Annotated in this window: 22 protein-coding genes and 1 pseudogene; 12 read left to right on the top strand and 11 right to left on the bottom strand. The window is 70.6% G+C overall.

Annotation, left to right across the window (positions count from 1 at the left end; all coding sequences use genetic code 11):
* Window positions 1–6: 6 nt before the first annotated feature.
* Window positions 7–420 (bottom strand): roadblock/LC7 domain-containing protein, encoded by a 414-nt coding sequence (locus ABZ876_RS34955; protein WP_361789373.1) that lies wholly within the window; start codon window positions 418–420, stop codon window positions 7–9.
* 94 nt (window positions 421–514) lie between these two features.
* Here ABZ876_RS34955 and ABZ876_RS34950 point away from each other — a divergent pair, with 94 nt between their 5' ends.
* Complete coding sequence (locus ABZ876_RS34950) at window positions 515–943, top strand: PPOX class F420-dependent oxidoreductase (protein WP_361789371.1); 429 nt, start codon at window positions 515–517, stop codon at window positions 941–943.
* 4 nt (window positions 944–947) lie between these two features.
* Here the strand turns inward: ABZ876_RS34950 and ABZ876_RS34945 are convergent, their stop codons facing one another.
* The 5 genes from ABZ876_RS34945 to ABZ876_RS34925 all read right to left on the bottom strand — a co-directional run bounded on the left by ABZ876_RS34945 (window position 948) and on the right by ABZ876_RS34925 (window position 5943).
* A complete protein-coding gene (locus tag ABZ876_RS34945) occupies window positions 948–1553 on the bottom strand; it encodes an ATP/GTP-binding protein (RefSeq protein ID WP_361789369.1) in 606 nt (201 codons plus the stop codon).
* Window positions 1554–1748: 195 nt separating this feature from the next.
* Window positions 1749–2162 carry a DUF742 domain-containing protein gene (locus ABZ876_RS34940; RefSeq protein WP_361789367.1) on the bottom strand — a complete coding sequence of 138 codons (414 nt, stop codon included), beginning with the start codon at window positions 2160–2162 and terminating at the stop codon, window positions 1749–1751.
* A gap of 19 nt (window positions 2163–2181) precedes the next feature.
* Window positions 2182–2619, bottom strand: a complete 438-nt coding sequence (locus ABZ876_RS34935; RefSeq protein WP_361789365.1) for a roadblock/LC7 domain-containing protein — start codon at window positions 2617–2619, stop codon at window positions 2182–2184.
* Complete coding sequence (locus ABZ876_RS34930; protein WP_361789363.1) at window positions 2616–5120, bottom strand: nitrate- and nitrite sensing domain-containing protein; 2505 nt, start codon at window positions 5118–5120, stop codon at window positions 2616–2618. Before ABZ876_RS34930 ends, ABZ876_RS34935 begins: the two co-directional genes overlap by 4 nt.
* A gap of 49 nt (window positions 5121–5169) precedes the next feature.
* Window positions 5170–5943 carry an MHYT domain-containing protein gene (locus tag ABZ876_RS34925; RefSeq protein WP_361789361.1) on the bottom strand — a complete coding sequence of 258 codons (774 nt, stop codon included), beginning with the start codon at window positions 5941–5943 and terminating at the stop codon, window positions 5170–5172.
* A gap of 151 nt (window positions 5944–6094) precedes the next feature.
* On the opposite strand from ABZ876_RS34925, the gene ABZ876_RS34920 reads away from it, so the two are divergent.
* Window positions 6095–6694 (top strand): class I SAM-dependent methyltransferase, encoded by a 600-nt coding sequence (locus ABZ876_RS34920; protein WP_361789359.1) that lies wholly within the window; start codon window positions 6095–6097, stop codon window positions 6692–6694.
* Window positions 6695–6794: 100 nt separating this feature from the next.
* Here the strand turns inward: ABZ876_RS34920 and ABZ876_RS34915 are convergent, their stop codons facing one another.
* Window positions 6795–7700 carry an oxygenase MpaB family protein gene (locus ABZ876_RS34915; protein ID WP_361789357.1) on the bottom strand — a complete coding sequence of 302 codons (906 nt, stop codon included), beginning with the start codon at window positions 7698–7700 and terminating at the stop codon, window positions 6795–6797.
* Between the two features lie 277 nt (window positions 7701–7977).
* Between ABZ876_RS34915 and ABZ876_RS34910 the strand changes: the two genes are divergently transcribed.
* Together ABZ876_RS34910 and ABZ876_RS34905 are read left to right on the top strand one after the other, a co-directional pair.
* Window positions 7978–8820, top strand: coding sequence for a hypothetical protein (locus ABZ876_RS34910; RefSeq protein ID WP_361789355.1), 843 nt, complete (start codon window positions 7978–7980; stop codon window positions 8818–8820).
* Between the two features lie 289 nt (window positions 8821–9109).
* The gene (locus tag ABZ876_RS34905) at window positions 9110–10486 is read left to right on the top strand and encodes a tannase/feruloyl esterase family alpha/beta hydrolase (protein WP_361789353.1); all 1377 of its coding nucleotides are present in this window, start codon (window positions 9110–9112) and stop codon (window positions 10484–10486) included.
* Between the two features lie 3 nt (window positions 10487–10489).
* Here the strand turns inward: ABZ876_RS34905 and ABZ876_RS34900 are convergent, their stop codons facing one another.
* On the bottom strand, window positions 10490–10672 hold the full coding sequence (locus ABZ876_RS34900) for a hypothetical protein (RefSeq protein ID WP_361789351.1): 183 nt from the start codon (window positions 10670–10672) through the stop codon (window positions 10490–10492).
* A gap of 423 nt (window positions 10673–11095) precedes the next feature.
* Between ABZ876_RS34900 and ABZ876_RS34895 the strand changes: the two genes are divergently transcribed.
* On the top strand, window positions 11096–12433 hold the full coding sequence (locus tag ABZ876_RS34895) for an esterase-like activity of phytase family protein (protein WP_361789349.1): 1338 nt from the start codon (window positions 11096–11098) through the stop codon (window positions 12431–12433).
* Between the two features lie 105 nt (window positions 12434–12538).
* On the opposite strand, the gene ABZ876_RS34890 is transcribed toward ABZ876_RS34895, so the two are convergent.
* Window positions 12539–12883: a hypothetical protein gene (locus tag ABZ876_RS34890; protein ID WP_361789347.1), complete on the bottom strand. Its 345-nt coding sequence runs from the start codon at window positions 12881–12883 to the stop codon at window positions 12539–12541.
* 308 nt (window positions 12884–13191) lie between these two features.
* On the bottom strand, window positions 13192–14358 hold the full coding sequence (gene xylA, locus ABZ876_RS34885; protein ID WP_361789345.1) for a xylose isomerase: 1167 nt from the start codon (window positions 14356–14358) through the stop codon (window positions 13192–13194).
* Between the two features lie 198 nt (window positions 14359–14556).
* On the opposite strand from xylA, the gene xylB reads away from it, so the two are divergent.
* The 5 genes from xylB (at window position 14557) to ABZ876_RS34860 (ending at window position 21309) form a co-directional block, all read left to right on the top strand.
* Window positions 14557–16002 carry a xylulokinase gene (gene xylB, locus ABZ876_RS34880; RefSeq protein ID WP_361789343.1) on the top strand — a complete coding sequence of 482 codons (1446 nt, stop codon included), beginning with the start codon at window positions 14557–14559 and terminating at the stop codon, window positions 16000–16002.
* A 17-nt stretch (window positions 16003–16019) separates the two neighbouring features.
* Window positions 16020–17228 carry an ROK family transcriptional regulator gene (locus tag ABZ876_RS34875; protein ID WP_361789341.1) on the top strand — a complete coding sequence of 403 codons (1209 nt, stop codon included), beginning with the start codon at window positions 16020–16022 and terminating at the stop codon, window positions 17226–17228.
* Window positions 17229–17634: 406 nt separating this feature from the next.
* Complete coding sequence (locus ABZ876_RS34870; protein WP_361789339.1) at window positions 17635–18249, top strand: N-acetylmuramoyl-L-alanine amidase; 615 nt, start codon at window positions 17635–17637, stop codon at window positions 18247–18249.
* A gap of 93 nt (window positions 18250–18342) precedes the next feature.
* The gene (locus ABZ876_RS34865) at window positions 18343–19659 is read left to right on the top strand and encodes a GAF domain-containing protein (protein WP_361789337.1); all 1317 of its coding nucleotides are present in this window, start codon (window positions 18343–18345) and stop codon (window positions 19657–19659) included.
* 126 nt (window positions 19660–19785) lie between these two features.
* Window positions 19786–21309, top strand: a complete 1524-nt coding sequence (locus ABZ876_RS34860; RefSeq protein WP_361789335.1) for an aldehyde dehydrogenase family protein — start codon at window positions 19786–19788, stop codon at window positions 21307–21309.
* A gap of 278 nt (window positions 21310–21587) precedes the next feature.
* On the opposite strand, the pseudogene ABZ876_RS34855 reads toward ABZ876_RS34860, so the two are convergent.
* Window positions 21588–22360, bottom strand: a pseudogene (locus tag ABZ876_RS34855) (LysR family transcriptional regulator); the annotation flags it as partial.
* Window positions 22361–22511: 151 nt separating this feature from the next.
* Between ABZ876_RS34855 and ABZ876_RS34850 the strand changes: the two are divergent.
* Both ABZ876_RS34850 and ABZ876_RS34845 read left to right on the top strand, forming a co-directional pair.
* Window positions 22512–23018 carry a hypothetical protein gene (locus ABZ876_RS34850; RefSeq protein WP_361789333.1) on the top strand — a complete coding sequence of 169 codons (507 nt, stop codon included), beginning with the start codon at window positions 22512–22514 and terminating at the stop codon, window positions 23016–23018.
* 142 nt (window positions 23019–23160) lie between these two features.
* Window positions 23161–23721, top strand: coding sequence for a hypothetical protein (locus ABZ876_RS34845; RefSeq protein WP_361789331.1), 561 nt, complete (start codon window positions 23161–23163; stop codon window positions 23719–23721).
* Window positions 23722–25129: the final 1408 nt, after the last annotated feature.

Below are 25129 nucleotides of genomic sequence, written 5' to 3'. Positions count from 1 at the left end.
TCGCGGTCAGAGGTCCACGGTCGGTTTCTGGTCCCGCTGCCGCTCGTCCACGGCCAGGTGCTCGCCGACTTGGTTCACGAGCAGCGTCATCTCGTACGCGATCTGCCCGATGTCGGCCTCGGCGGCACTGAGTACACACAGACAGCTTCCGGCACCGGCCGCGGTGACGAACAGGATCGCGTCATCGAACTCGATCATGGTCTGGCGAACCTGGCCCGCACCGAAATGGCGACCCGAGCCCTTGGCCAGGCTGTGCAGCCCCGACGACACCGCCGCGAGATGTTCGGCGTCCTCGCGCCGGAGGCCGGTGCTCGTGCCGGTCACCAGTCCGTCGTTGGACAGCACCAGCGCGTGCCGTATGTGCTCCACGCGCTCGGTCAGGTCGTCCAGGAGCCAGCCGAGCCCGGTGTTCTGCGCCATGGTCCTCTCTCCCCGTGTTGTCGCTCCCCCTGGCCGGAGGTTCCGGTCAGCCAGCCTTCACCACAGGCGCCCTCGCGGCAAGGAGGATGGACACATGGCACATAAGATGACCGACGAACAGTGGCGGGCCTTCGTCTCCCAAGGCACCCGCACCGGGAAACTCTCCACGGTCCGCGCCGATGGCAGTCCGCACGTGGCACCGATCTGGTTTCTGCTGGACGGCGACGATCTGGTCTTCAACACCGGAAAGGAGACGGTGAAGGGGCGGAATCTGGCCAGGGACGGCCGGGTCGCCCTCTGTGTGGACGACGACCGCCCCCCGTACGGCTTCGTCGTGTTGCAGGGGCCGGCCCGCTTGTCGGAGGAACTCGACGAGGTGCGGCACTGGGCGACCCGGATCGGCGCCCGGTACATGGGCGAGGAGCGGGCCGAGGAGTTCGGCGCTCGCAACGGAGTCCCGGGAGAACTCGTCGTCCGCGTGCGGATCGAGAAGGTGCTGGCGTACGCGGCGATCACCGAGTAGCCGGTCAGCTCACGGAGTCGAGCAGCCGGGCCGTGTGCATCCGCCCGGCGTACTCGACAAGGCGGATCAGCACCTCCTTGCCGGAGTCGCGGTCCCGCGCGTCGCAGAGCACCACGGGCGTGCCCTGGTCGAGGTCGAGGGCGCGCGACACGTCGTGGGCGCCGTAGCTGCGGGCTCCGGCGAAGCAGTTGACGGCAACCACGAACGGGATGCGCCGGTGCTCGAAGTAGTCGACCGCGGGAAAGCAGTCCTCGAGCCGCCGGGTGTCCGCCAGGACGACGGCGCCGAGGGCACCCTGGGAGAGTTCGTCCCACAGGAACCAGAAGCGATCCTGGCCCGGCGTGCCGAAGAGGTAGAGCGAGAGCCCGGACCGGATGGTGATACGTCCGAAGTCCATGGCGACCGTCGTCGTGACCTTCTGGTCCACACCGTCGGTGTCGTCCACGGACTGGCCGGCTTCACTCAGCAGCTCCTCGGTGCGCAAGGGCCTGATTTCACTGACCGCGCCCACCAGGGTCGTCTTGCCCACGCCGAATCCACCGGCGACCAGGATCTTCAACGCCAGGGCGGCCGTCTCGGCCTCGGGGGCGTCGGAAAACTCGGAGACCATCGATCACTTCTCTCGGGAGTGCCGACAACGGTCGACGTCAGTACATCCGTGCGGGTTCAGCATCATGACAACTACGCTCGGCCTTCGAGGGGTTGGACCACTAATTGACCGATCTGACCGGTTCTCGTTCATTCGGTGCTCGAACAGATGGTCAACTCGGCACGCACCCGGACCCTGTGGTTGCGGTTCATCGCTTCACAGCGCCCTCAGTCCCGCGATGACCTCCCGCAGAATCCGTTCGTCGGGCAGTTGGGCCGGCGGTACGGGGCGGCTGACCCTGACACACCCCAGTTCCAGCAGATCCCCGACGAGCACCCTGACGACGCCCACGGGCAGGTCCGCGCCCGCGGCGAGCTCGGCCACGGACTGTGTCTCGATGCGGCACAGGTCCAGCAGAGCGCGGTGCTCGGGGCCCAGCGAGGCGGGATCGTCGGCATCCGGCGCACCTGCCTCCAGCGAGACGAGGGCGATGAGGTCGAAGCGCACGCCCGTGGGCCCCGGCCTGGTGCGGCCGCCGGTCATCGCATAGGGGCGGACGAGCGGCCCTGCCTCGTTGTCGTACCACTGGCTGCCCGGCCGCTGCTCGGCGCCTGTCCAGTCCTCGGTCATCCCCGACCGCCTTCGGTTCTCATCCCGCGGCCGGCGGATGCGCGGCCACCCGGGGCGGTGTGTAGAGGTGTTCGCCGACTCGTTTGACCAACCGGGCCATCTCGTAGGCCACCAGGCCGATGTCCGCGGTGACGGCAGTGAGCACGGCGAGGCAGGACCCGTCGCCCGCGGCAGCCACGAAAAGGAAGCCCTCGTCCATCTCCACCAGGGTCTGGCGCACTCCGCCCACACCGAAGTGGCGTCCCGCGCCCTTGGCGAGGCTGTGGAATCCCGACGCGACGGCGGCCAGATGCTCCGCGTCCTCGCGGTTGAGACCGCTGGACGCGCCGACCGCCAGGCCGTCGTTCGAGAGCACCACGGCGTGCCGCACCTCGGCCACGCGCAGCGCCAAGTCGTCCAAAAGCCAGTCGAGTTCACCCGACCGCTGGGCGGCCCTCATGCTCGGGTCCTGGATCATGCGGGGTCTCCTTCACTGCTGTCACCGAGAGGGCCTGCCGTGCGACCGGGGGCCGGACCGCCGCCACGGGCCCATCCGTCGCGATAGGCCGCCATGCGGTCCCTTACCAGTTCGGGGGTGCGCTCGTCGTCGCGCCGTGCACCGGGTGCACCGGGGGTCTGCTCCTTGGGGCGCTGTCCGCGCAGTTGGGGAGCGAGGCTCGCCTGCCGTACCCGGCGCGGCAGGTCCTCGGAGGTACCGGAGTCGTCCGAGACCCGGTGCAACCGCAGGGTGGCGACCCCGGGCGGGGTGCCGGCAGGCGCTTTCCTCCCGGCCTGGGCCGGCGCGGGCCGTTCCACGGCCTGTTCGACGGGCTCCTTGTGCACCTTGTTCGCCGCCATGCGCGCGTACTCGCGCTCTTCGGGCGGTTCGGCATCGGCGGCAGGCGGGGAGGGTACGGTCGCGCCGCCGTGCAGCAGGGTGGTCGGCAGGAGGACGACGGCGGTCGTGCCGCCGTAAGGGGAGGTTCGCAGATGCACCTTGATGCCGTGCCGTGAGGCGAGCCTGCTCACGACGAAGAGACCCAGCCGGTCGCTGTCGAACAGGTCCAGGGCCTCGGACTGCTCGATGCGCCGGTTGGCCTCGGCAAGCGTCTCCTGGCCCATGCCGAGTCCCCGGTCCTCGACCTCGACGGCGTATCCGTTGCCGACGGGCTCTCCGCTGACGCGCACACGCGTGTGGGGCGGCGAGAACTGCGCGGCGTTCTCGATGATCTCGGCGAGGAGATGGGTGAGGTCGGCGACCGCCGCGCCGGTCACCGAGGTCTCGGGGAGTTGTCGTACCTCCACGCGCGCGTAGTCCTCGACTTCGGAGACGGCCGCACGGACGACGTTGGTCAGTGAGACGGGCATGCGCCAGGCCCGCCCCGGTGCGGCTCCGGAGAGGATGATGAGACTCTCGGCGTGACGGCGCATGCGCGTGGTCAGGTGGTCGAGACGGAACAGGTCGCTCAACTCGTTCGGATCCTCGGAGCGGCGCTCCATGCTGTCGAGCAGACTGAGCTGGCGGTGCACCAGGACCTGGCTGCGCCGGGCGAGGTTGACGAAGACCCCGGAGATGCCGCTGGCGAGTTCCGCGCGTTCGGCGGCGGCGCGCAGGGCGGCACGGTGCACGGTACCGAGGGCCTCGGCCACCTGTCCGGTCTCGTCCTCCGCGGGCGGTCCGGGCGGCGCCTCGGCGTCCACGTCGATCTCCTCGCCCGTGCGCAGCTTCCGCATGGCCTGCGGGAGTTTGTGCCGGGCGATCTCCAGTGCGCTGTTGCGCAGGCTGACCAGTTCGACGACCAGTCCGCGTCCGATGCGCACGGAGATGACGAGCGAGGCCCCGACGGCGACGAGCCCCAGGAGGACGGCGGCGCCGGCCGGGCTGAGCAGCCCGCGCGTGAACGGGTCGGCCGTCCGGGCCACGCCCCGACCCGCGTCGGCCTCGATGGTCCGCATGCCGTCCTGCACGCGCGCGTGGGCGGGGTTCCAGAGGCCTTCGGGACAGGCGTCGACGGCCGCCCTGCCCGGCCGGACGGCCAGGACCTTGTCCTCGGCAGCGCCGACCTCGGCGTACGCGCCGCCCGTCGCGAGCCGGTGCCAGGCGGCGCGTTCGCCGCCGCGCAGGTCGGCGACCGCGGAGGCGGTCAGCGTGCGGCGCGTGTCGACGGCTCCGGTGAACAGCCGCAGACGTTCGCCCTCCAGGCCCCCCGCGAGACGGGCGCTGGAGAGCACCGCGTCCTCTTGGGCGAGCGACTCTCCCGCGCGGGAGAACTCGAGCAGTACGCGCGCGTCGGAGCCGAGGCCGGCGTCCTGGACACCGGTGAGGGCACCGCCCACCGAGAAGGCCGTGGCGATGGTGCCGGTGTACTGCCCGTACGTCTCGTTCCAGCCGCTCCGGCGGGCGAGCACGTCGCTGCGCAGCGAGCGCAGGCGTTCGACTCGGACGAGAAAGGCTTCGAGGCGGGCGGGCACCCCGGAGGGGAGGTCGGTGCCGTCCGCGACGGTGTTGTGGCGGCCGAGCCGCAGCCTGGCCACCGCCTCGTCGGTCCGCGCCGCCAGATCCTTCAGGTCGCCCCGCTGTTCGGCCGCTGGGTCGGTCGCGTAGCGCACCGCGGCCGCACGTTCGCTCTGGAGGGCGGTGACGGCGTCCGCGAGCGGGGCGCGCACGGTGGAGTCCACCTGTTGCAGCCGGCGCAGCCGGGCGACGTCCTGGGCGGTACTGACGGTGGCGTACGCCCAGAGGGCGAGCAAGGAGACCACGGGCACCATCAGCAGGCAGACGATCTTCGCCCGGACGGTGCGGGGACGTACGCGCCAACCCCGTGGAGGCACGGTGGTGACGGACGGCTCGGCACCACCGGTCCCATCGGTCTCGACGCGCTCGTCGGCCGGGGGGCCGGCGTGTGCGCGCCGGCCCCTCACGGGAGGCTGGGTCGGCGCCTCGGCGGCGGCCGCGGGGGTCCTACGGGGTGTACGCATGGGCCTCCTCGCTCGGAGTGGGTCGGGACTTGCCGTTGCGGGTCCGGTGTCAGCGGGCGACGCGCTCGACCGGTCGCTGGGCCGACGCGGAGGCCTCGCGCTCGCCGACGGTCGGCGACAGTGCGACGAACGCCGAGGTCAGGAAGAGATAGGAACCGAGGCCGACGGCGAGGGGGAAGATGAACTGCATGGCCGCAGCCCCTGGTAGAGGCTGCCGGGACGGAGCGACATGCACGCTCACCGCGAACATCCCGGTGTAGTGCATGCTGCTGACCGCCGCCCCCATGACGAGCGAGGCGAGGGTGACGGCGACGGGCGACTTGATGTTGAGGCCCGCCCACAGAGCCGCCGTCGCCGCGACCACCGCGATCAGGACGGAGGCCGCGACCAGCACCGGGTCGTAGCGGACCGCCCCGTGCAGCCGCAGCGCCGCCATGCCCAGGTAATGCATGCTCGCCACGCCGAGGCCGGTGGTCAGACCGCCGAGGAGGAGCGCCCGGGTCCGGTCCCGGCTGTAGCCGACGGCGAAAACGCCCGCGCCGACGACAAGCATGGCGACGAGCAGACTGAGGATGGTCAGCGGCACGTCGTAGCGGATCTCGGTGCCGCTGACGCCGAAACCGAGCATGGCCAGGAAGTGCATGGTCCAGATGCCGGTGCCGATCGCGGAGGCCGCGGTGAGGAGCCAGTTGCGACGCGACCTGCCGGTGGCGCCGAGCGCTCGGACGGTGCAGCGCAGCCCGAGGGCGGCGCCCATGCATGCCATCACATACGACAGAACGGGGGTCAGCCAGCCGAATGTGGCGTGGTCCAGGTGTCCCATGGCCGGAGGACGCTAGTCCCGACGAGGGAGCACAAAGGGGGCGCATTTCGAAAAGTGCTGGAATCTGACCTGGACAGGTTCAGGAGCGATCGGCTCACGCTCGCACATGCGCGCAGGGTGTCCCTCAAGGAGGTGAGGGATCATGCGGAACATGAGCGACGACCACACACACGTCCAGGAGTTCTTCACCGCGCGGGCGGCCGACTGGGACACTCGGTTCCCCGACGACGGCCCGGCCTACGCCGCAGCGGTCGCCGCTCTCGGGCTGCACGAGGGTGACCGCGTGCTCGACGCCGGGTGCGGCACGGGCCGGGCTCTGCCACCGTTGCGCGCGGCCGTCGGGCCCTCGGGAGTGGTCCTGGGGGCGGATCTCACTCCGGCGATGCTGGAGGCCGCCGTACGGGCCGGACGGCACCGCGACGGACGGCTGCTGCTCGCCGACGTGGCCGCGCTGCCCCTGCGCGCGGAATCCCTCGACGCGGTGTTCGCGGCGGGTCTGATCGCCCATCTCCCGAACCCGGTCGGGAACCTGCGGGAGTTGGCCCGCGTGGTGCGGCCCGGCGGCCGGCTGGCGCTCTTCCATCCGATCGGCCGGGCGGCCCTCGCGGCCCGTCAGGGCCGGCAGATCACTCCCGGCGACCTGCGCGCCGAGTCCAACCTGCGCCCTCTGCTGGCGGATTCCGGCTGGTGCATGACGTCGTACGTCGACGAGCACGCCCGCTTCCTCGCCCTTGCCGAGCGGGAGGCGTGACTCGACACGGATCACGAAGCGGATGCCACCGTCTTCCGGGCCCCGACCGCCGTCGAGGTCACCGCTGGGCCGATCCCGGAGGCGATGGACGGCACCCGACTCACTCGGCGGGGGTGGCCGCCGGGCCCTGTTCCCTTCGGACCGGGCAGCCTCTCACACCGGGGACGGGATGGGTGCCGAGGTCGGCGATGCGATAGCCGGAGGGGTAGCCCTTGATTTCCCAGTTCTGCCGCGCGAAGTGCGGAGCGCGGCGCGGGGGCATCAGGCGCACGACACGGCCGCGGGCACGGACCGCACGGCGCACCAACGCGCGTGTGGCCGCACTCGGCGGCTCGTACCGGAAGGCGCCGAGGAGTGAGTCGTCCAGCAGGGCGAGGGTCGTACGGCGGAGCAGGGGTGCGAGCGGGCTCGGATACCAGGAGGCCATCAGGTCCAAAGTCGCGTCCGACACCTGCCGGGCCGCCGGGTCCCATGCGAAGTGGGCCTCCTCGTAGGCATCGAGACAGGCTTCGAACTCCTCGAACGTCTCCGGAATGCCCTTGATGCCCATGTGCCGGCCCAGAGTGCGGTAGTGAACGGCGGAAGCGACGGCCTCGTGACGGGACAGCCTGCGCCATCCGTAGGCGTCGATCCACCGCTTGGGCATCACCACGAAGGTGCAGAGCACATACCGCATGTCGTCGTTGCCGATGTCGTAGCTTCGGTGCATCCGGTTGATGCGGCGGATCGCGGTCCGGCCCTCGTCACTGTCGAAGCCGTACTCGACGACGGTGTCGAGGAGCAGCGAGGTGTCGTCGTACCTCTTCTGCGTACGATCGGTCAGCTCCGCGGTCTCGGCGAGCAGCCGCCCGATGGAGGGGACGGCGTACGTGCGGTAGAGGGCCAGCTCGAGGGCGCGCGTGTAGTCCCAGGGGAACTCGTAGGCGGCACTGAGCCGATAGATCTCCAGGGCGTCCTTCTCGGGGTCCAGGCGCCGGATCCGTTCGAGCCGCTCGAAGCGCTTCACCGTCCGTCCCCCTTCTGCGGCCGCATTCCAACTCTACGTGGAAGAGCGCGAGAGGCACATGGACCAGAAAAACGCGCCGGCACGGGAGCGCGACGAGTCGCCGTCGACGGCCAAGCGCACGCCGCTCGGACTGTCCACCGCCTGAGCCGGGTCGCACTGGGCCGTTTCGCCCCGTTCCAGCCGGAGAACTGCGGTTCCTCATGTGATTCGCACTCGTGACAACCGGTCGGCGGGCGCATTAGGGTGCGCCGACGAACGAACCCACAGGGAGGACGGCATGGCCGGGACGGACGAGGACGCCGTCGCCGCCGAGGATGACGCGCTGTATGTGCTGACGGCGGCTCTGATGACACCCGCGCAGTTCCCGAGCGTGCTGGGCGACGACTATCCGGCGGCCTGTGCGGCGCTAGACCTGCCGCCCGTGGCCGACGGGTACGGCCTCGTGCTCGGCCAGGACGGCGATGGTGCGCGCTGGACCGTGGTCATCGACGACGTGTCGCTGGTGGCTGTGGCGATCGCGTCCTGGGACTGCGGCATGGAGTACGAGCTGTCGCCGGACGAGCGCACGGTCGTCGCCGCACTGCCGGGGTGGCCCCTGGCGGTGGCCGTCGCGGCACCGGGTCTGCCCGCGCCGCACGACCCCGCTCCCGGACTCACCGACCGCGAGCCGCTCTCCCCGCCGGACACCAACACCTGGGGTCCGGCGCAACGACGCCTGGGGGCCGACGTGGTCGCGCTCCAGTGGTCGGTGTGGCGAGAACAGCTCGACGACGGCTTCTTCGCGTCCGCGGACCCTGCGGCACCGGCCGGAGAAGAGGAGGAGAACGCCGAGGACAGCGGTGGCGGCAAGGCCGGCACCGACATCCGCCGCGCCCTCGCGGAGGCACATGCCTACGTGGACACTCCCCCGCCGCTCGGCCGCGTTCGCTCCTCGTTCGCACCGGGCGACGCCCGAACCCTGCGCGCCGACGGGCCCGGCTGGTCCATGGTGGCCAGAACCGACGACATCGCCTTCTTGCTGCTCGACGAGAAACCCGGCGAGGTTGTCCCTGTGGGCCGCGGCCCGAAGTTGCCCGGGCTGCTCGAGGCGCTGGACAAGTTGGCCGTCCGCCCGGTCTGAGGGGCGGAGGCGGGGGCAGGCAGAGGGACGCCGTGGGCCGGCGCAACGCCGCGGACCGGGCCCAAGCCGCGGCCGCGTGCAGCGCAGTGGGCGGGGCGCAGAGCATCGTGGACAAAGCGCGGCGCGGCGGGCGGAGCACGGCGAGCGCGACATAGCGCGACCGGCGGGAGATGCGTCGTCAGCCCCCACACGCCCGTCGGGCTCCATGTGGCCCGCGCCCATGGCCGAAGGGCTTCCGTGGTCGCAGCATGGGCACCCGTCCCACTCCCGTCGTGTCCCGGAGGCCTCCGTGCGCCTGTTCCGAAGCATCGCTCTCTGCGCCGCCGCTCTGCTGACCTCGGCTGTCACCTGCCCCGCGGCGGCCGCCGGCGGTGACCACTGCGTGCGGCAGGAGCGGGTGCGGGTACCGGGTGCGGCGCTCCAGCGGAGCGCCTGTCTGGACGATCTGACGACATCCGGGCTCGCGGGAACCCCCTACACGGACCTGGCCGACCAGGCCGGGCTGACCGCCAGGGAGACGCGCAATCCGTCGGGCGTTCCGGGACTGCAGATCGACGGGTACTTCCCGGACGACTCGTACACCAACACCACGCACGGCTGGCGGCACGACGCCCAGTTCGTGATCCGCCTGCCCGACCGGTGGAACGGCGGCCTCGTCGTGACGGGAGCCCCCGGAACGCGCAAGCAGTACGCGACCGACACAGCGATCTCCGACCGGGTGCTCGCCCAGGGCTACGCGTATGCGGCGACCGACAAGGGCAACAGCGGGCCGGACTTCTACCGCGACGGGACCCGGCCCGGCGATGCCGTCGCCGAATGGAACCGTCGCACGACCCAGCTCACGCTCGCCGCGAAGCGTGTGGTGGCCGGGCGCTACGGGCGCGCTCCCCGGCGCACGTACATGACCGGCATCAGCAACGGCGGCTACCTCACGCGCTGGCAGCTGGAACACCACCCCGAGCTCTACGACGGCGGGGTGGACTGGGAAGGCGCGCTGTGGACGGTGGAGGGTCAGGGCCTCCTGACGTCCCTGCCGGTGGCCGTGGCCCGCACGCTGGGCTCGGCCCGGGACGGGGACCTGTACGCCGCGGGGTACCCGCGTGGGTCGGAATTCCTTTGGCCTTACCACGAGAGGGCGTACTGGGGTGTCACCCAGAAGATCTACCGCGCCGAGTTCGACCCCTCGTACGACGCCGCATGTCCCGGTCCGTCGGCCGGGTCGACGGCGGAGCAGATCCTTGCCCCCTGCCCCTCGGACGCGGCGTACGACTATGCGGCGCGGCCCGCGGCCGTGCACCGCGCGGTGGCCCGTGTCGCGCTCACCGGGCGGATCGGCAGGCCATTGATCACGCTGCACGGCGATCTGGATGTGCTGCTGCCCAAGGCCACGGACTCGGACGTGTACGCACGCATGGTGCGGGAGAGCGGGCGGGGGTCGCTGCACCGCTTCTACACCGTCCAGGGCGGCACCCACGTCGACGGGCTGTACGACTCCTTTCCCGATCGGCTGCGGCCGATCCTGCCCTGCTACCGCGCCGCCTTCGATGCGCTCACCGCATGGGTGGAGCGGGGTGAGCGACCGCCCGCGGACCGTACCGTCGGCAGGACCGCGGGTGGCGACGTGGTCGACTCCTGCGCATTGGCGGGGCAGGCGGCGGACCGCTAGCCCTCAGCGGCCGAGTTCCTTGCGTGTCACGCGGCGCAGCCTGCGCCGCTGGGACGGGTCCAGGGTGAGGTACGCGGCCGCGGGAACTCCCAGGATGATCAGGAGGACAGCCCACCAGGGGAGCCATATCCACAGCAGGAGTCCGACCAGCACTCCCCCCGTGGCGATCTTCGCGCTCTTCGACATGTGTCGCCTCCTTCGCGGTCAGTGCCGCTCTCTGCTGTGAGAACGGGTGCGTCCTGCGCGCGGTTCCGGGCCGTGGCCCTGAGAGGACCCTGAGACGGATCCCCCACTCACCCCTGAGAAGCCAGCTCGCTCGTCCCTGACAGGCCCGCTCGTCTCTGCACGGCCGCCCGCCTCCTGACGGAAGTGCTCGTGACCCGTGGCAGGCTCCTGACAGCTCCACCTCGATCATCCACGACAGGCCCGCTCGGCGCACGCCCGCGCAGGCCGTTCGACGCGCGCCGGCGCAGGTCCGCGGCGTGGCTCCCGGGCCGGGCGTCGACCCGATCGATGGCCGACGCCTTGCGTTCACCCGGCAGTCGCGCGGTGTTCCGCACCGGGGCCAACTCTGGCCGCTGTCAACGAACTTGTGCCCCAGGAGGCTCGATGTCCCCGCATGCAGCCGGTCGACGCCGTGTGCACCGCTCTGTCGCCGCGAGCCTACCGCTCGCAGTCCTGGCCGCCCTCGCGGTCACCGGCACCGCGAGCGCACACAGCGACCAGCCGGAGGTGACGCACACCGCCACGCTCGGGGAGATCCCGTTGGGCGCGTTCAGCAACGCGTTGCTGCCCGGGACGGTGGACGACGACCGCGGCATCGAGCTCGGCGGGATCGGCAGCGACATCTACCCGGCAGGCCGCAAGGGCGAGTTCTGGACCGTGACGGACCGGGGGCCCAACGGCCAGATCAAGGTGGACGGCAAGAAGCGCCGGACCTTCCCGGTACCCGGCTTCGACCCGGCGATCGTGAAGATCCGCGTCTGCGGTGACAGCCTGAAGGTACTCGCCGCGATCCCCCTCACCACCTCCTCCGGCAAGCCCGTCACAGGGCTGTCCAACCAGCAGGGCCGGGACGAGGCGCCGTACACCTACAACGCCCAGAAGGCCCTCGCGTACAACCCGAACGGTCTCGACACCGAGGGCATTGTGCGGGCCGAGGACGGCAGCTTCTGGCTCATCGACGAGTACGGACCGTCGCTGATCCATGTCTCCGCGCGCGGGAAGGTCCTCACGAGGTACGTGCCCAAGGGCCTGAACCTGAGCGGCACCGACTACCCGGTCGTCGAGGCGCTGCCGTCCGTCCTCCTGCACCGGAAGGTCAACCGTGGCTTCGAAGGACTCGCTCAACTCCCCGACGGCGATCTGGTGATGGCCCTGCAGAGCCCGTTGTCCCTGCCCGACGGCGACGTGGGGGACGCCTCGCGCACCACACGTCTGCTGCGCTTCTCCCCGCGGAAGCGGGCCGTGACCGCGGAGTACGCGTACCGGTTCGACCCGGTGAACGTCGTGGACCCGAGCGAGGACGACACCTCGGAGCTGAAGATCTCCTCCGTGGTGGCCGTCGGAGGTGACAAGCTCCTCGTCGAGGAGCGCACCGACAAGGCGGCGCGGATCCAGCTGGTCCGGCTCACGCGGAGCGCGGACATCCTGGGTGGCCGCTACGACGACGACACCACCTCCCCGTCCCTGGAGCAGCTGGACGACCCGGCCGCCTCCGGTGTTCCGGTACTGGACAAGCGACTGGTCGTCGATCTCGGCAAGGTCGAGGGCGTGCCCGGGAAGATCGAGGGCATCGCGCGCGTGGATCACCACACCCTCGCGCTCGTCAACGACAACGACTTCGGGATGACGGACGGTCCCGGTGCGTTCGACGCGCAGGGCCGGCTGGTCGACAGCGGCATCGAGACGACGGTCGTGTACGTGCGGCTGCCGCAGGGGGTCTGAGCGCGTCGCCGACCGCCACGCGCGTGTGCTCCGCTCATCGGGGCGCACGCGCGTGTGGCGTACGCGGCGGTTCCGCCGCTCCCCACCCGCCCGGAACGGGCTTGGTCACGGCGTCGCCGCCGGGTCCGCGAAGAGCGACTCGATACCGCTCGGGACGGCAGTCGGAAAGCCGCTGGGCAGCTTGGTGGGGAACCCCGATGGCAGCGTGGTCGGCAGGCCCGAGGGCAGCCGTGAGGGCAGTGCGGTCGGAAATGCGGACGGGATGCCCAGGGACGGAGCGGCCGAGCGGCTCGTGCTCCCGTCGCTCCCGGGGCTCGGCTTCTGCTTCGGGGATCCGTCACCGCTGTGCACCACCAGGACCACGGCGATGATCCCCAGCGCCACGATCACGGCGAGTACGAGGAAGAGGGCCGGGCGGCGCGGTCCGCCCGGCGGCGGGTCCGGCGGCATCCCGTCACCGCCGCCCCACGACGACCGGCCGCCACCCGACGATCCGTGACCTCCGCCAGGCGGCGGTCCGTAACCCCCGGGAGGGAGTCCATGTCCTCCGGGCGGCGGACCGAACCCGTCGTCGTGCCAGGGTGGCGTGTCTCCCGGCGGACCGGGTGGCATCGGCGGCATAGCCATACCGTCAAGAATCGCCTCGAACCCGCCATGGCGCGACCCACGCGCAGAAGTTGATACGCACTCATCTCACTGATGACATGGTTCCGCGGCATTCCGTGCGGGGCCCGGCAGACGGGGACGAGCCGCGGTGATCAGCCGCGGGCTCCGAGCAGATGGTCCATGGCCAGCTGGTCCAGGCGCTCGAAGGCCATTCCGCGCGCGGCGGCCGCCTCCACGTCGAACTCCTCGAAGGCACCACGGTCCGCGAGCAGCGACTCCAGCCCGTCCGCGGCGGTCGGCTGCGCCAGCTGGTCCAGACGGGACGCGCGCAGGGCCTCCCGGACCTCCGGGTCCGCACGAAAGGCAGCCGAACGCTCCTTCAGGACGAGGTAGTTGCGCATGCACCCCGCCGCCGACGCCCATACCCCATCGAGGTCCTCGGTCCGCGGCGGCTTGAAATCGAAGTGGCGGGGTCCGCTGTAACCGGCGCTCTCCAGGAGGTCGACCAGCCAGAAAGCGGCCCGAAGATCGCCGGCTCCGAAGCGCAGGTCCTGGTCGTACTTGATGCCGGACTGGCCGTTGAGGTCGATGTGGAAGAGCTTGCCCGCCCACAGTGCCTGGGCGATGCCGTGCGGGAAGTTGAGTCCGGCCATCTGTTCGTGCCCCACCTCGGGGTTGACGCCGTACAGCTCCGGGCGCTCCAGGCGTTCGATGAAGGCGAGAGCATGACCCACCGTCGGCAGCAGGATGTCACCGCGCGGCTCGTTCGGCTTGGGTTCGATGGCGAAGCGCAGGTCGTAGCCCTGGGTGGTGACGTACTCACCGAGGAGGTCGAAGGCCTCCTTCATGCGGTCCAGCGCGACGCGCACATCCTTGGCCGCCCCGGACTCGGCGCCTTCCCGGCCGCCCCAGGCGACGTAGGTCCTGGCGCCGAGTTCCACCGCCAGGTCGATGTTGCGGATGGTCTTGCGCAAAGCGTAGCGGCGGACGTCGCGGTCGTTGGCGGTGAAGGCGCCGTCCTTGAAGACGGGGTGGGTGAAGAGGTTGGTGGTGGCCATCGGCACGGCCATCCCGGTCGTGTCGAGCGCCTGACGGAAGCGCTTGATGTGCGCCTCACGCGCGCTGTCCGAGGACCCGAAGGGGATCAGGTCGTCGTCGTGGAAGGTCACGCCGTAGGCCCCGAGCTCGGCGAGCCGCTGCACCGTCTCGACCGGGTCCAGGGCGCGCCGGGTGGCGTCGCCGAACGGGTCCCTTCCCTGCCAGCCGACGGTCCACAGGCCGAAGGTGAACCTGTCCTCGGGGGTGGGCTGGTGGCTCATGCCGCGGCTCCTTGCTCGCTGAGACTATTTCGTCATGGCGCTTAACAAATTAGTATGCGGTGGCATCTCTGGGAAGAGACGGTGTGTCCTCGTAAGGGGGCTGCGTACGGTGACAAGGGGCGGACCACGCGCCGCGCCCGCCCCGGCACGCCCCGCCGGCAGGCCGGATCCCGCTAGCCGCGGAAAAGGGAGAGCCCGATGTCAGCAGCCGAGGGTCCGCTCGTCGTCGGGGTGGACTCATCCACCCAGTCCACCAAGGCCCTGGTCGTCGACGCATCGACCGGACGGGTGGTGGCGAGCGGGCAGGCACCGCACACCGTCTCGACGGGGGCGGGCCGCGAAAGCGACCCCCGCCAGTGGTGGGAGGCCCTGTGCGAGGCTCTGCACCAGTGCGGCGAACCGGCCCACGAGGCCGCCGCGGTGTCGATCGGCGGCCAGCAGCACGGCCTGGTCACCCTGGACGCACAAGGCGACCCGGTGCGTCCGGCCCTGCTGTGGAACGACGTACGGTCCGCTCCGCAGGCCCGCCGGCTGGTCGAGGAGCTGGGCGGCCCGAAGGTCTGGGCGGAACGCACCGGAAGCGTTCCCGGCCCGTCCTTCACGGTCACGAAGTGGGCGTGGCTGGCCGAACACGAGCCCGAGGCCGTCCGCGCGACGGCGGCCGTACGGCTGCCCCACGACTATCTGACCGAACGCCTCACCGGGCGGGGCACGACGGACCGTGGTGACGCGTCCGGCACGGGCTGGTGGGCGACGGCGACCGAGGCGTACGACGAGGAGATTCTCGCCCATGTGGGCCTGGACCCGGCCCTGCTGCCACGCGTGGTCCGGCCCGGAGAGGTGGCCGGCACCGTGCGCGACGCCCATGACCTGCCCTTTTCGAAGGGCACCCTGGTCGCTCCGGGCACCGGTGACAACGCCGCGGCCGCGCTGGGCCTCGGGCTCTGCCCCGGGACCGCGGTACTGAGCCTCGGCACCTCGGGCACGGTCTACGCCCTCTCGAATCGACGCCCCGCCGACCCGACCGGGACCGTGACGGGCTTCGCGGACGCACACCGCGACTGGCTGCCGTTGGCCTGCACCCTGAACTGCACGCTCGCCGTCGACCGGATCGCCGCCCTGCTGGGCCTGGACCGTGAGGCCGTCGAGCCGGCTACGGGAGTGACACTGCTGCCCTACCTCGACGGTGAGCGCACCCCCGCCCTCCCGCATGCGTCGGGCCTGCTGCACGGGCTGCGCCACGACACGACCGCGGGGCAGCTGCTCCAGGCCGCCTACGACGGCGCCGTGCACTCGCTGCTCGGCGCTCTCGACCTGGTGCTCGACACGGACGCGGACCGCACGGCTCCGCTGCTGCTCATCGGTGGCGGTGCGCGGGGGGCGGCGTGGCAGGGGACCGTGCGACGTCTCTCCGGGCGTCCCGTGCAGGTGCCCGAGGCCAGGGAACTCGTCGCCCTGGGCGCCGCCGCACAGGCCGCCGGACTGCTGACCGGTGAGGACCCTGCCGCCGTCGCCCGGCGCTGGGACACCGCCCGCGGCCCGGTGCTGGAGGCCGTGGAACGGGACGAGGCGACCCTCGCCAGGATCGCCGGAGTACTCTCCGACGCGGAGCCGCTGCTGGAGCGGGAACCGGAACGGCACTGACGGGATCCGAGGGAGGCATGACCCCACCGCTGCACGAGACCCATCCGTCCAGCCCCGGCCGTCGGCTGCCCGACACCCAGCAGGGCATGCGCCGCCGCAATCTGGCGCGGGTCATGCACACCGTGAGCGCCGAGGGACCCCTCTCGCGCGCCGCGGTCGCCTCACAGATCGGACTGACCCGGGCAGCGGTCTCCACCCTGGTGGACGAGCTGATCGGGGCGGGGCTGCTCGAGGAGCTGGGGCCGGAACGTCCCGGACGGGTGGGACGCCCGGGTTCCGCCCTGGCCGTCAGCGGACAGGGCCCGGCGGGGATCGGCGCGGAGATCGGGGTGGACCACCTGGCGGTGTGTGCGGTGGATCTGCGAGGGGTCATACGGGTGCGGGCGGTGCGGCACGGCACGAACCGGGGCCGCGCCCCGCAGCCGGTACTCGTCGAACTGACCGGCCTGGTGCGGCAGGTCGTCACCGAGGCGGAGCGGGAAGGGCTGTGGCCTGCGGGACTGGCGGTCGCGGTGCCGGGTCTGGTGGCGCGCGACGCCCGAACCGTGGTCCGCGCCCCCAATCTCGACTGGCACGACGTCGACCTGGGCCCGCTCCTGCCGTCCGAACTGCCCCTGACCGTGGACAACGAGGCCAACTTCGGCTCCCTGGCGGAACTCTGGCTCGGCGACGACACACCACGTGACTTCCTGCATGTCTCGGCGGAGATCGGCATCGGCGGCGCCGTCGTGGTGGACGGGCGGCTGCTGCGGGGCACCCGCGGTTTCGCGGGCGAGCTGGGCCATGTGCCCGTACGCCCGGAGGGACCGCTGTGCATGTGCGGCGGGCGTGGCTGCCTGGAGCAGTACGCCGGCGAGGAGGCGGTGCTGCGTGCGGCCGGACTGTCGCCCGGCGAGGACCGCGTGGCACTTCTGGCCGAACTCGCCGCGCAGGGCGACCAGGACGTACGCCGTGCCCTGCGCGGGGCCGGGACCGCACTCGGCATCGCGCTGACCGGTGCGGTGAACCTGCTGGACCCGCAGGCCGTGGTGCTCGGCGGAGCGCTGGCCGCGCTCGCACCCTGGCTCCTGCCCTCCCTGGAAGGGGAGTTGGCGCGCCGAACTGCCGGTCCGGCGTGCGCCGTGACCGTCTCGCGGCTGGGACCCGAAGGCCCGCTGCTCGGCGCCGCGCACTCGGTGGTGCGAGCGGTGCTCGACGATCCGGCGGCGGTGGCCGGGCGGAGATGAGGGGACTCCCGGGCCGATACCGCTCGGGGCCTCGAGGGGACGGGCCGCCCTCCCTCCCACGGGTGGCGGAGTTGTCCACAGTTCCCGCGTTGTCCACCGAAGACACCGGCCTCCCCCGGCGCGACCGCCGGGCACCGTAACGTGATGCACACAAGACGCAGCCGTCGGGCGGCGGTTGCGTGCGAGTCGAATCGGGGGGGTTCACATGACGGGCGAGAGGGGTCGCCTTCACGACGGCGACCGTACCTGCGCGAGCCGCGGTGGTCGGGGAATCGCCGCGCGCACACGCGAGGCGACGCGAGATCCACACCCGGACACGCGAAACGACGGCCGCACGGGGGCGTTGAGTACACGAGAGACGAGATTCACACATTTCGGAACTTCGGGTACGGAAGGCGCTGTCCCCATGAAACGAGCCGAGTCGCAGCGAGCCAGCTCCTTGACCAGTAGACGGCGGTTGCTGAAGGGCGCTGCCCTCGGCGCGATCCCCTACGTTCTGCTCCCGACGGCTCCTGCGCGCGCCCGGCCCCGGATGGTCGACCACCCCTCCGCCGACTGGCTCTCGGCGGACTCCGCCAACTACACGTCCGCGGACCGGCCCGCGAGCCAGCCGCTGGACCATGTCGTCATCCATGTGACGCAAGCGACATACACCACCACGCTCGGCATCTTCCAGAACCCTCGGAAGAAAGTGTCCGCGCACTATGTCGTCCGGTCGGCGGACGGGCACATCGCCCAGTGCGTCCGCGAGCACGACATCGCCTGGCACGCGGGTAACTGGGACTACAACACACGCAGCATCGGTATCGAGCACGAAGGGTGGGTGGAACGGCCCGGGTACTTCACGGACGCACTGTACGAGGAGTCGGCAAGGCTCACGGCGGCCATCTGCACGCGGTACGGCATCCCCAAGGACAGGGCGCACATCATCGGGCACTACGAGGTTCCCGGGACGGACCACACGGATCCAGGTCCGAACTGGGACTGGGCGCGCTATATGAGACTCGTCCACGTCGCCTGACAGTGCCTGAGTTCGGGCCCGGGGTGGTTCGTTGCGTCTCGTTCGTGTGGATGGCTGTCCGGACGGTTGTCGGCGCCCCCGCCGGGAGTGACGATGTCCCCGACCACATCGCCGTCCCGGGAGGCCGCATTGACCGATCCGTGGGTGGCCCTGCAGCCGGGGGCCGATCCCGTCGAGCGGGTGCGGGAGCTGCGCCGCGCCCATGAGTCGTTCACGGCGGCGGGGACGGTCGCGCGCAAGGTACGTCCTGTGGTGGCCGACTCGTGGCGGCGCTCGGCTCGGGCGGGCGTGGGGCCGGACGGCACCGCTCGGGTGGAGCTGTCGGACGGTGATCTCGGCTGCTACCGGGCGGAGCACCCGCTGGCACGCGTGATGCCGCTGATCCGCGAGCTGATGGGCCCGTTCGCGGCGGACGGCGAGCATCTGCTGGCGGTGTGCGACGCGCAGGGCAGGCTGCTCTGGGTCGAGGGTGATCCGGCGACACGGCGGCGGGCCGACCGGATGAACTTCGTACCGGGGGCCCGCTGGGCGGAGTCGGCGGTGGGCACGAACGCACCGGGGACGGCCGTAGCGGTGGACCGGCCGGTACAGGTGTTCGCGGCCGAGCACTTCATACGGCGTGTCCAGCCGTGGACGTGCGCGGCGGCGCCCGTGCACGATCCGCGGAACGGGCGGGTGCTCGGCGCGCTGGACATCACCGGTGGGGACGGGCTCGCGCACCCGCACAGTCTGGGGTTCGTCCAGGCGGTGGCGCGGGCCGCCGAGTCCCAGCTGGCGCTGCTTTCACCGGCCAAGGCCCCGGCGGACACGCTGGAGCTGACCGCGCTGGGCCGCGATGAGGCGCGGCTTCGCATTCGTGGCCGGCAGGTACGGCTCAGTCGCCGCCACAGCGAGATCGTGGTGCTGCTGGCCCGGCATCCCGAAGGTCTGAGCGGGGACGAACTGCTGTGCGCGCTGTACGAGGACGAGTCGGTGACACCGGTTACGCTGCGCGCCGAGCTGGCACGGCTGCGCCGGATACTCGGCCCCGGGCTGCTGGCCTCACGTCCCTACCGGCTCACGGCCCCGGTCGACTCCGATGTCGTTGTGGTCGAGCGCCGGTTGGCGGCGGGGGCACTCGCGGAGGCCGTGGCCGCGTACCCGGGGCCGTTGCTGCCGGGTTCGCAGGCGCCGGCGGTGGCACTGCTACGGCGCAGGCTGGCCGACGGTCTGCGGATGGCGCTCATCGCCCGCCGCGACCCCGATCTGCTGGCGGACTGGGCTCACGCGCCGTGGGCAGAGGACGACCTCGACGTCTGGCGGGCGCTCGTGGCAGTGCGGCCGACGGCGGACGTACGGGCGCGGCTCGACGAGCTGGAGTCGGAGCTCGCGGCACCGGCGGGATGGGCACGTCCGGCGGGACCTCGCTGAGGGGTCGGGCGGCAGCGCCCAGGGGCCCGAAGGGGGTGGCGCAACGTACTCGCAACGTCCGCGCGCCTAGCCTCGCGCCGAGAGCTGCCCAACGGCGGGCAGCGCTTTCCCGGGAGGCCGACCCGCATGACCCGTTACACAGCGCCCGGCACCGAGGGCGCGATCGTCTCCTACCAGGCCCGCTACGACCACTTCATCGGCGGCGAGTACGTGCCGCCGGCCCGCGGCCAGTACTTCGAGAATCCGACGCCGGTGAGCGGGCAGCCGTTCACGGAGATCGCCCGGGGCACCGCCGTGGACGTGGAACGCGCGCTGGACGCGGCACACGCCGCGGCGCCCGCCTGGGGCCGTACGTCGGTGACCGAGCGCTCCGACATCCTCCGGAAGATCGCCGACCGGATGGAGGCCAACCTGGAGCGGCTCGCAGTGGCCGAGAGCTGGGAGAACGGCAAGCCCGTTCGGGAGACCCTGGCCGCGGACATCCCGCTCGCCATCGACCACTTCCGCTACTTCGCGGGCGCGATCCGGGCGCAGGAGGGTTCGCTGGGCGAGGTCGACGACGACACGGTGGCGTACCACTTCCACGAGCCGCTCGGTGTGGTCGCGCAGATCATTCCCTGGAACTTCCCCATCCTCATGGCAACGTGGAAGCTCGCGCCGGCCCTGGCGGCCGGCAACGCCGTCATCCTCAAGCCGGCCGAGCAGACCCCGGCGTCCATCCACTACTGGCTGAGCCTGGTCGCCGACCTGCTGCCGCCGGGCGTGGTGAACATCGTGAACGGGTTCGGCGTGGAGGCGGGCAAGCCGCTGGCCTCCAGTCCGCGCGTCGCCAAGGTGGCGTTCACGGGCGAGACCACGACAGGGCGGCTCATCATGCAGTACGCCTCCGAGAACATCACCCCGGTCACGCTGGAACTGGGCGGCAAGTCCCCGAACATCTTCTTCGACGACGTCTGGTCGGCGAACGACGACTTCCGCGACAAGGCGCTGGAAGGCTTCACGATGTTCGCGCTCAACCAGGGTGAGGTGTGCACATGTCCGTCGCGGGCCCTGGTGCAGCGAGGGCAGTACGCCGAGTTCATGGAGGCGGCCGTCGCCCGCACCGAGCTGATCAAGACCGGGCACCCGCTGGACACGGACACGATGATCGGCGCCCAGGCCTCGAACGACCAGTTGGAGAAGATCCTCTCCTATCTGGACATCGGCAAGCAGGAAGGCGCGAAGGTTCTCACGGGCGGGGAACGCATCGAGCATGACGGTGAGTTGAAGGGCGGCTACTACGTCCAGCCGACGATCTTCGAGGGTGACAACCGGATGCGGATCTTCCAGGAGGAGATCTTCGGGCCGGTCGTGTCGGTCACGTCCTTCGACGACTTCGACGACGCCATCAAGATCGCCAACGACACGCTGTACGGGCTCGGGGCCGGCGTGTGGACTCGGGACGTCAACACCGCGTACCGCGCGGGCCGCGCCATCCAGGCGGGCCGCGTCTGGACCAACTGCTACCACGCGTACCCGGCACACGCCGCGTTCGGCGGCTACAAGGGCTCGGGCATCGGCCGCGAGACCCACAAGATGATGCTGGAGCACTATCAGCAGACGAAGAACCTTCTGGTTTCATACAGTCCGAAGAGGCTCGGGTTCTTCTAGAGCCACAAGTCGCATGCCCGGCGGGAGCTTTCGACCTCCAGGCACCTGGGACTCGGAGTCACGGCCTGTGAACATCCAGAAAAAGAGGGAAGCAACCCACACACCACACCCGCAGGCGTAAGGACCACAGGCCGCGAACAGGGCATTTATCCGGCCGGTGCCCGGATTGTCGCTACTTCTTGAGGAACGGACACTCCGGGCTTCGGCCGGCACGCGCGCTTGTCTGGAGTGGGCATGCCCGCCTCCCTGGTGTCGATATCTTGGGTGCCGTGGCGGCACAGGACGAGTTCGTCGGGGACCGCCCGTGCGGCCGGCGAGGGAACCAGCGCCGCTCCCAACCCGGCGGCCACGTAGCCGAACTTCGCCGTCCACTCCGCGATCCGGATGATCTTCCTGGGCCTGAAGCCCGCCCGCGCGCAGGCGTCGGCGAGCATCGTGGGACGATCGCCGTACGCGCTGTGGAGCCTCGCCTCGTCGTGCAGTTCACGCAGGTCGACCGCCTCGGCTCCGGCCAGGCGGTGCTCGCGTGGGAGAGCCACGAACAACTCGTCCTCGCACAGCACGTTCGTCGTGACACCGTCGGCCGACGGCAGACCGGACAGGTAGTCGCTCACCACGGCCAGGTCCAGCGCCCCGTCCGCGAGGCGCTCCATCAGCGTGTCGGTCCAGCCCTCGACCGAGACGACCTCGACATCCGGCCTGACGTCCCGGAGTGCCCGCAGGGCGGTGGGCGTCAGCGAGATGTTGGCGGTCGCGAACGCGCCCACGCGCAGCAGACCGCCACGCCCCGCATGCAGCACGGCCGGCTCCCGCTCCGCCCGCGACAGCCGGTCGAGCACCTCCAGGGCGTGCCGGTGCAGCGTACGGCCCGCGGAATTGAGCCGTACGCCCCGAGGTAGGCGTTCGAACAGAGGCCCGCCGACCTGCTGTTCCAGCGCGGCGATCCGCCGGGACACCGCGGACTGTGTGTAGCTGAGCCGGACCGCCGCTTTCGTGAACGACCCTGTCTCGCCACTGCCACCAGCAGCCACAGCGCGTCGATCTCGAACACGTTCCTCCCACGGAGATCCCTCACCCCCCTCCGCCGATCTCCATCCTTCCCCCTGGTCGTCGCCGTTGGCGCCGGTGCCCTGTACGGCTGGCCGAACTTCCGTCAGAAACCGGGCGGCCAGTGCCTGTAGTTCTTCGAAAAGGGTCTGCTCGTGGGCCTCGGCGCCGGACAGCTGTTCGCGGTCGCGTGGGACCAGGCAGGCCATTACCAGGCGACCGTCACGCAAGTGGTCAGTCACGTGGGTGCGCATATCGCTTCGTGGAGCTCGCACACCTCCACCCTGGTGGCTCCCGGTGGCGCCGAGGTCGAGATCTCGAACTCCTTCGACGCCGACTTCGGGACCTGGCTGCCCCTGATGGCCGAGGCCAACGGCCGCGCCCAGGCCCAGCAGGCGTGGGACGCGGTCCAGGAGTGGCGGAAGACGACCTACGGTCCGTGCCACCGGCATCACCGCCAAGCGCAAGGAACCCTGCCCTGGCCCCTCACCTCACCTCACCTCACGGCTCGTTTACAGGCGAGGTTCGAGCGGTTCGAGCGCCTGCCGGAGCCGGTGTTCGAGATGAGGGATCTCAGCCCTCTGCGGTCTGAATCCGACCTGCAGCGAAGGCAGTTGTGCCTACCGGGGGCACCGGGATTCACTGAAGGAGCGCAGAAGTGAACAGGAGTGGAACGGAGTTGGGGGCGGATGATGTCTGTGACGACCTTCGTTTTGTCGCTGCATGTGGAGAGACCGGAGAGCAGCTGTGAGTGACCGCCGTACAGAGCTTTTCGTATCCCCGGACAAGAGCCGGTTCGGGCGCGTGGCACTGGCAATCGTACCGGCGGTCATCGTGCCGGGTATAAGCATGGCGCGCATGTTCGCGGGCGGGCGCGGCACCAGTGAGGGGCTCGGGCCGATGGCGGTACCCGCGGCCATGGCCCTCGTCGCTCTCCCCTTCCTGTGGTATGTGGCCTATGCGGTCCTGCACACCCTGAACACGTATGTGGCACTCGTGGACGGCGCCGTCCTGGTGCGTGACTGGGCGCGCCGGCTGACCGTCATCGAAGGGCCCGGCTTCGTGGCCCGGACCCATATCAAGTCCAGCGGCATCGCCGGCGCGGTGCTCGTCGTTGGTGACGACCGCGCCGCCGTCATGATCAATCCCCGCCAGTGGCGTGAGGCCGAACTCGACAAGGTGTGGCGTAAGGCGGCTCTTCAGCAGCAGTTCGGAGGTACGCCGACCCCACGTGAACTTCGTAAGCGTTACCCGACTATCCGGATACCTCTCTACATCCGGTATCCCGGCATCGTCTACACCTTCTGGACCATCCTCGTCATTCTCTACATCGGAGTGGTAGTCAACGTCTTCGCCCGCATCTGAGGGTGCGGCGAACCGGACGCCGACGAGGTGTGTGAAGGCCACGGATGCCCTCGCCGCGTGACAGAACCGGCTCCGAGATCACGGGGAATCTTCAGTCGAGGGCGCCTTCGGGGCCGCCGAAGCACTTGCTGATGGCCACGTCTGGCGCAAGCGCATCAGCTTGGCCTCCTCGCCGTCGGCCAGTTCCGCCTCCACGGTCGCGGGGATGGCCCCTGGAGGACGACGACGGTCGTCGAAGTCGTCAAGTGCTCCCCGCACCCCCGGCCGGCGGCAGCTGCGCGGTCAACGCTCGTACGGAGGAGGTCGAGGGGTAGTCCCGGCCACATGTCCGAGACCAAGATCCGGGCCATTCCCGGACCACGCTGTCAGCCGCCCGCCGACGGCGTGCCGTCACCGCAGGTCAGCGTGGGTACTGCTCGTGTACCAGCATGAGACGAAGAACATTCTTTGTTCCTACAGCCCTCAGAAGCCTGGCTTCTTCTAGAGCCTGAAGCCGGGTTGCCTGGAGGCATCGTTGTGCTCCAGGCAACCCGAAATAACGCCTACACTCTGTGATTAACTGGAGCCTTCGCGCTACTGTCTGACACCCAAGGGAGTCTCTCCCGGACCAGTCGTGGACCAGACGGCGCCGAACGACATCACCCCACGAGCCGCTCATGAGCGCCGCGAGTCCATGAGAACGCCTCCTGGCACCGCATCAGATCGAATGCCGGGCGTGCGTCCCATCACTCGCGCACCGACCGTCGCATTGGCTCTCAGCGGGTGACGTGTTTCTTCTGTGTGATCGCGGACGGGGGCTTCGCGTATCGCTGCGGCTGCGCCGCAGTCCCACGCCACCCGGACGTCGTGCGGGGCTGCTCCTCGCGGTCACGGACGTCACCTTCGACTTCCCGGGACCGGCTCGAGACCACGGCCGAGCCGCCCCGCCCGACCTCGTCGTCGAGTTCATGGGGCACCACATCGGGTTCCGGCATGGCTGGCGGGGGCGGCGAGCGCTTCGGGGACACCGCCAACTGTCTGCCCGGCGAAGGAAGCTGCCTCGGGGCGCTCTCGGCCCACTTGGTCCTGAGCGCCGAGGGCACCTGCGTCCCGACTACTTCGAGTGGACCAGTGCCGAGGCCCACCGGGAGGTGGCGAACGCCGGAAAACACGACAGGGTGCACGAGATCTTCTCCAGCACCGGGCGAACGGTTCGGCCACGGAAGGTGGTACCGCGTTCACCCCTGCCTGTTCCGGCCGCCGGCGTGATCCGATCATGCCGAGGCACCCGCTGCGGGTATCCCGCTCCGTCCGGAAAAGGAGGTCACACAGGCAGTGGATCACCCTGTCCCGCTCTCCGGGTACCGTCAGGGTATGAGTCATCCGCATCCCGAGCTGAAAGCCGCGCCGCCCCTTGCCGAAGGTGGGC

This window comes from Streptomyces sp. NPDC046931 (assembly GCF_040644655.1).
In the GTDB taxonomy this organism is placed as follows: Bacteria; Actinomycetota; Actinomycetes; order Streptomycetales; family Streptomycetaceae; genus Streptomyces.
This window is presented reverse-complemented; position numbering and strand designations above follow the sequence as displayed.

What these genes read in the sequence shown, in the direction of transcription:
- ABZ876_RS34955 (WP_361789373.1), bottom strand. Translation starts at nt 420, where the DNA reads ATGGCGCAGAACACCGGGCTCGGCTGGCTCCTGGACGACCTGACCGAG.
- ABZ876_RS34950 (WP_361789371.1), top strand. Translation starts at nt 515, where the DNA reads ATGGCACATAAGATGACCGACGAACAGTGGCGGGCCTTCGTCTCCCAA.
- ABZ876_RS34945 (WP_361789369.1), bottom strand. Translation starts at nt 1,553, where the DNA reads ATGGTCTCCGAGTTTTCCGACGCCCCCGAGGCCGAGACGGCCGCCCTG.
- ABZ876_RS34940 (WP_361789367.1), bottom strand. Translation starts at nt 2,162, where the DNA reads ATGACCGAGGACTGGACAGGCGCCGAGCAGCGGCCGGGCAGCCAGTGG.
- ABZ876_RS34935 (WP_361789365.1), bottom strand. Translation starts at nt 2,619, where the DNA reads ATGATCCAGGACCCGAGCATGAGGGCCGCCCAGCGGTCGGGTGAACTC.
- ABZ876_RS34930 (WP_361789363.1), bottom strand. Translation starts at nt 5,120, where the DNA reads ATGCGTACACCCCGTAGGACCCCCGCGGCCGCCGCCGAGGCGCCGACC.
- ABZ876_RS34925 (WP_361789361.1), bottom strand. Translation starts at nt 5,943, where the DNA reads ATGGGACACCTGGACCACGCCACATTCGGCTGGCTGACCCCCGTTCTG.
- ABZ876_RS34920 (WP_361789359.1), top strand. Translation starts at nt 6,095, where the DNA reads ATGAGCGACGACCACACACACGTCCAGGAGTTCTTCACCGCGCGGGCG.
- ABZ876_RS34910 (WP_361789355.1), top strand. Translation starts at nt 7,978, where the DNA reads ATGGCCGGGACGGACGAGGACGCCGTCGCCGCCGAGGATGACGCGCTG.
- ABZ876_RS34900 (WP_361789351.1), bottom strand. Translation starts at nt 10,672, where the DNA reads ATGTCGAAGAGCGCGAAGATCGCCACGGGGGGAGTGCTGGTCGGACTC.
- ABZ876_RS34895 (WP_361789349.1), top strand. Translation starts at nt 11,096, where the DNA reads ATGTCCCCGCATGCAGCCGGTCGACGCCGTGTGCACCGCTCTGTCGCC.
- ABZ876_RS34890 (WP_361789347.1), bottom strand. Translation starts at nt 12,883, where the DNA reads ATGCCGCCGGACCCGCCGCCGGGCGGACCGCGCCGCCCGGCCCTCTTC.
- xylA (WP_361789345.1), bottom strand. Translation starts at nt 14,358, where the DNA reads ATGAGCCACCAGCCCACCCCCGAGGACAGGTTCACCTTCGGCCTGTGG.
- xylB (WP_361789343.1), top strand. Translation starts at nt 14,557, where the DNA reads ATGTCAGCAGCCGAGGGTCCGCTCGTCGTCGGGGTGGACTCATCCACC.
- ABZ876_RS34875 (WP_361789341.1), top strand. Translation starts at nt 16,020, where the DNA reads ATGACCCCACCGCTGCACGAGACCCATCCGTCCAGCCCCGGCCGTCGG.
- ABZ876_RS34870 (WP_361789339.1), top strand. Translation starts at nt 17,635, where the DNA reads ATGAAACGAGCCGAGTCGCAGCGAGCCAGCTCCTTGACCAGTAGACGG.
- ABZ876_RS34865 (WP_361789337.1), top strand. Translation starts at nt 18,343, where the DNA reads ATGTCCCCGACCACATCGCCGTCCCGGGAGGCCGCATTGACCGATCCG.
- ABZ876_RS34860 (WP_361789335.1), top strand. Translation starts at nt 19,786, where the DNA reads ATGACCCGTTACACAGCGCCCGGCACCGAGGGCGCGATCGTCTCCTAC.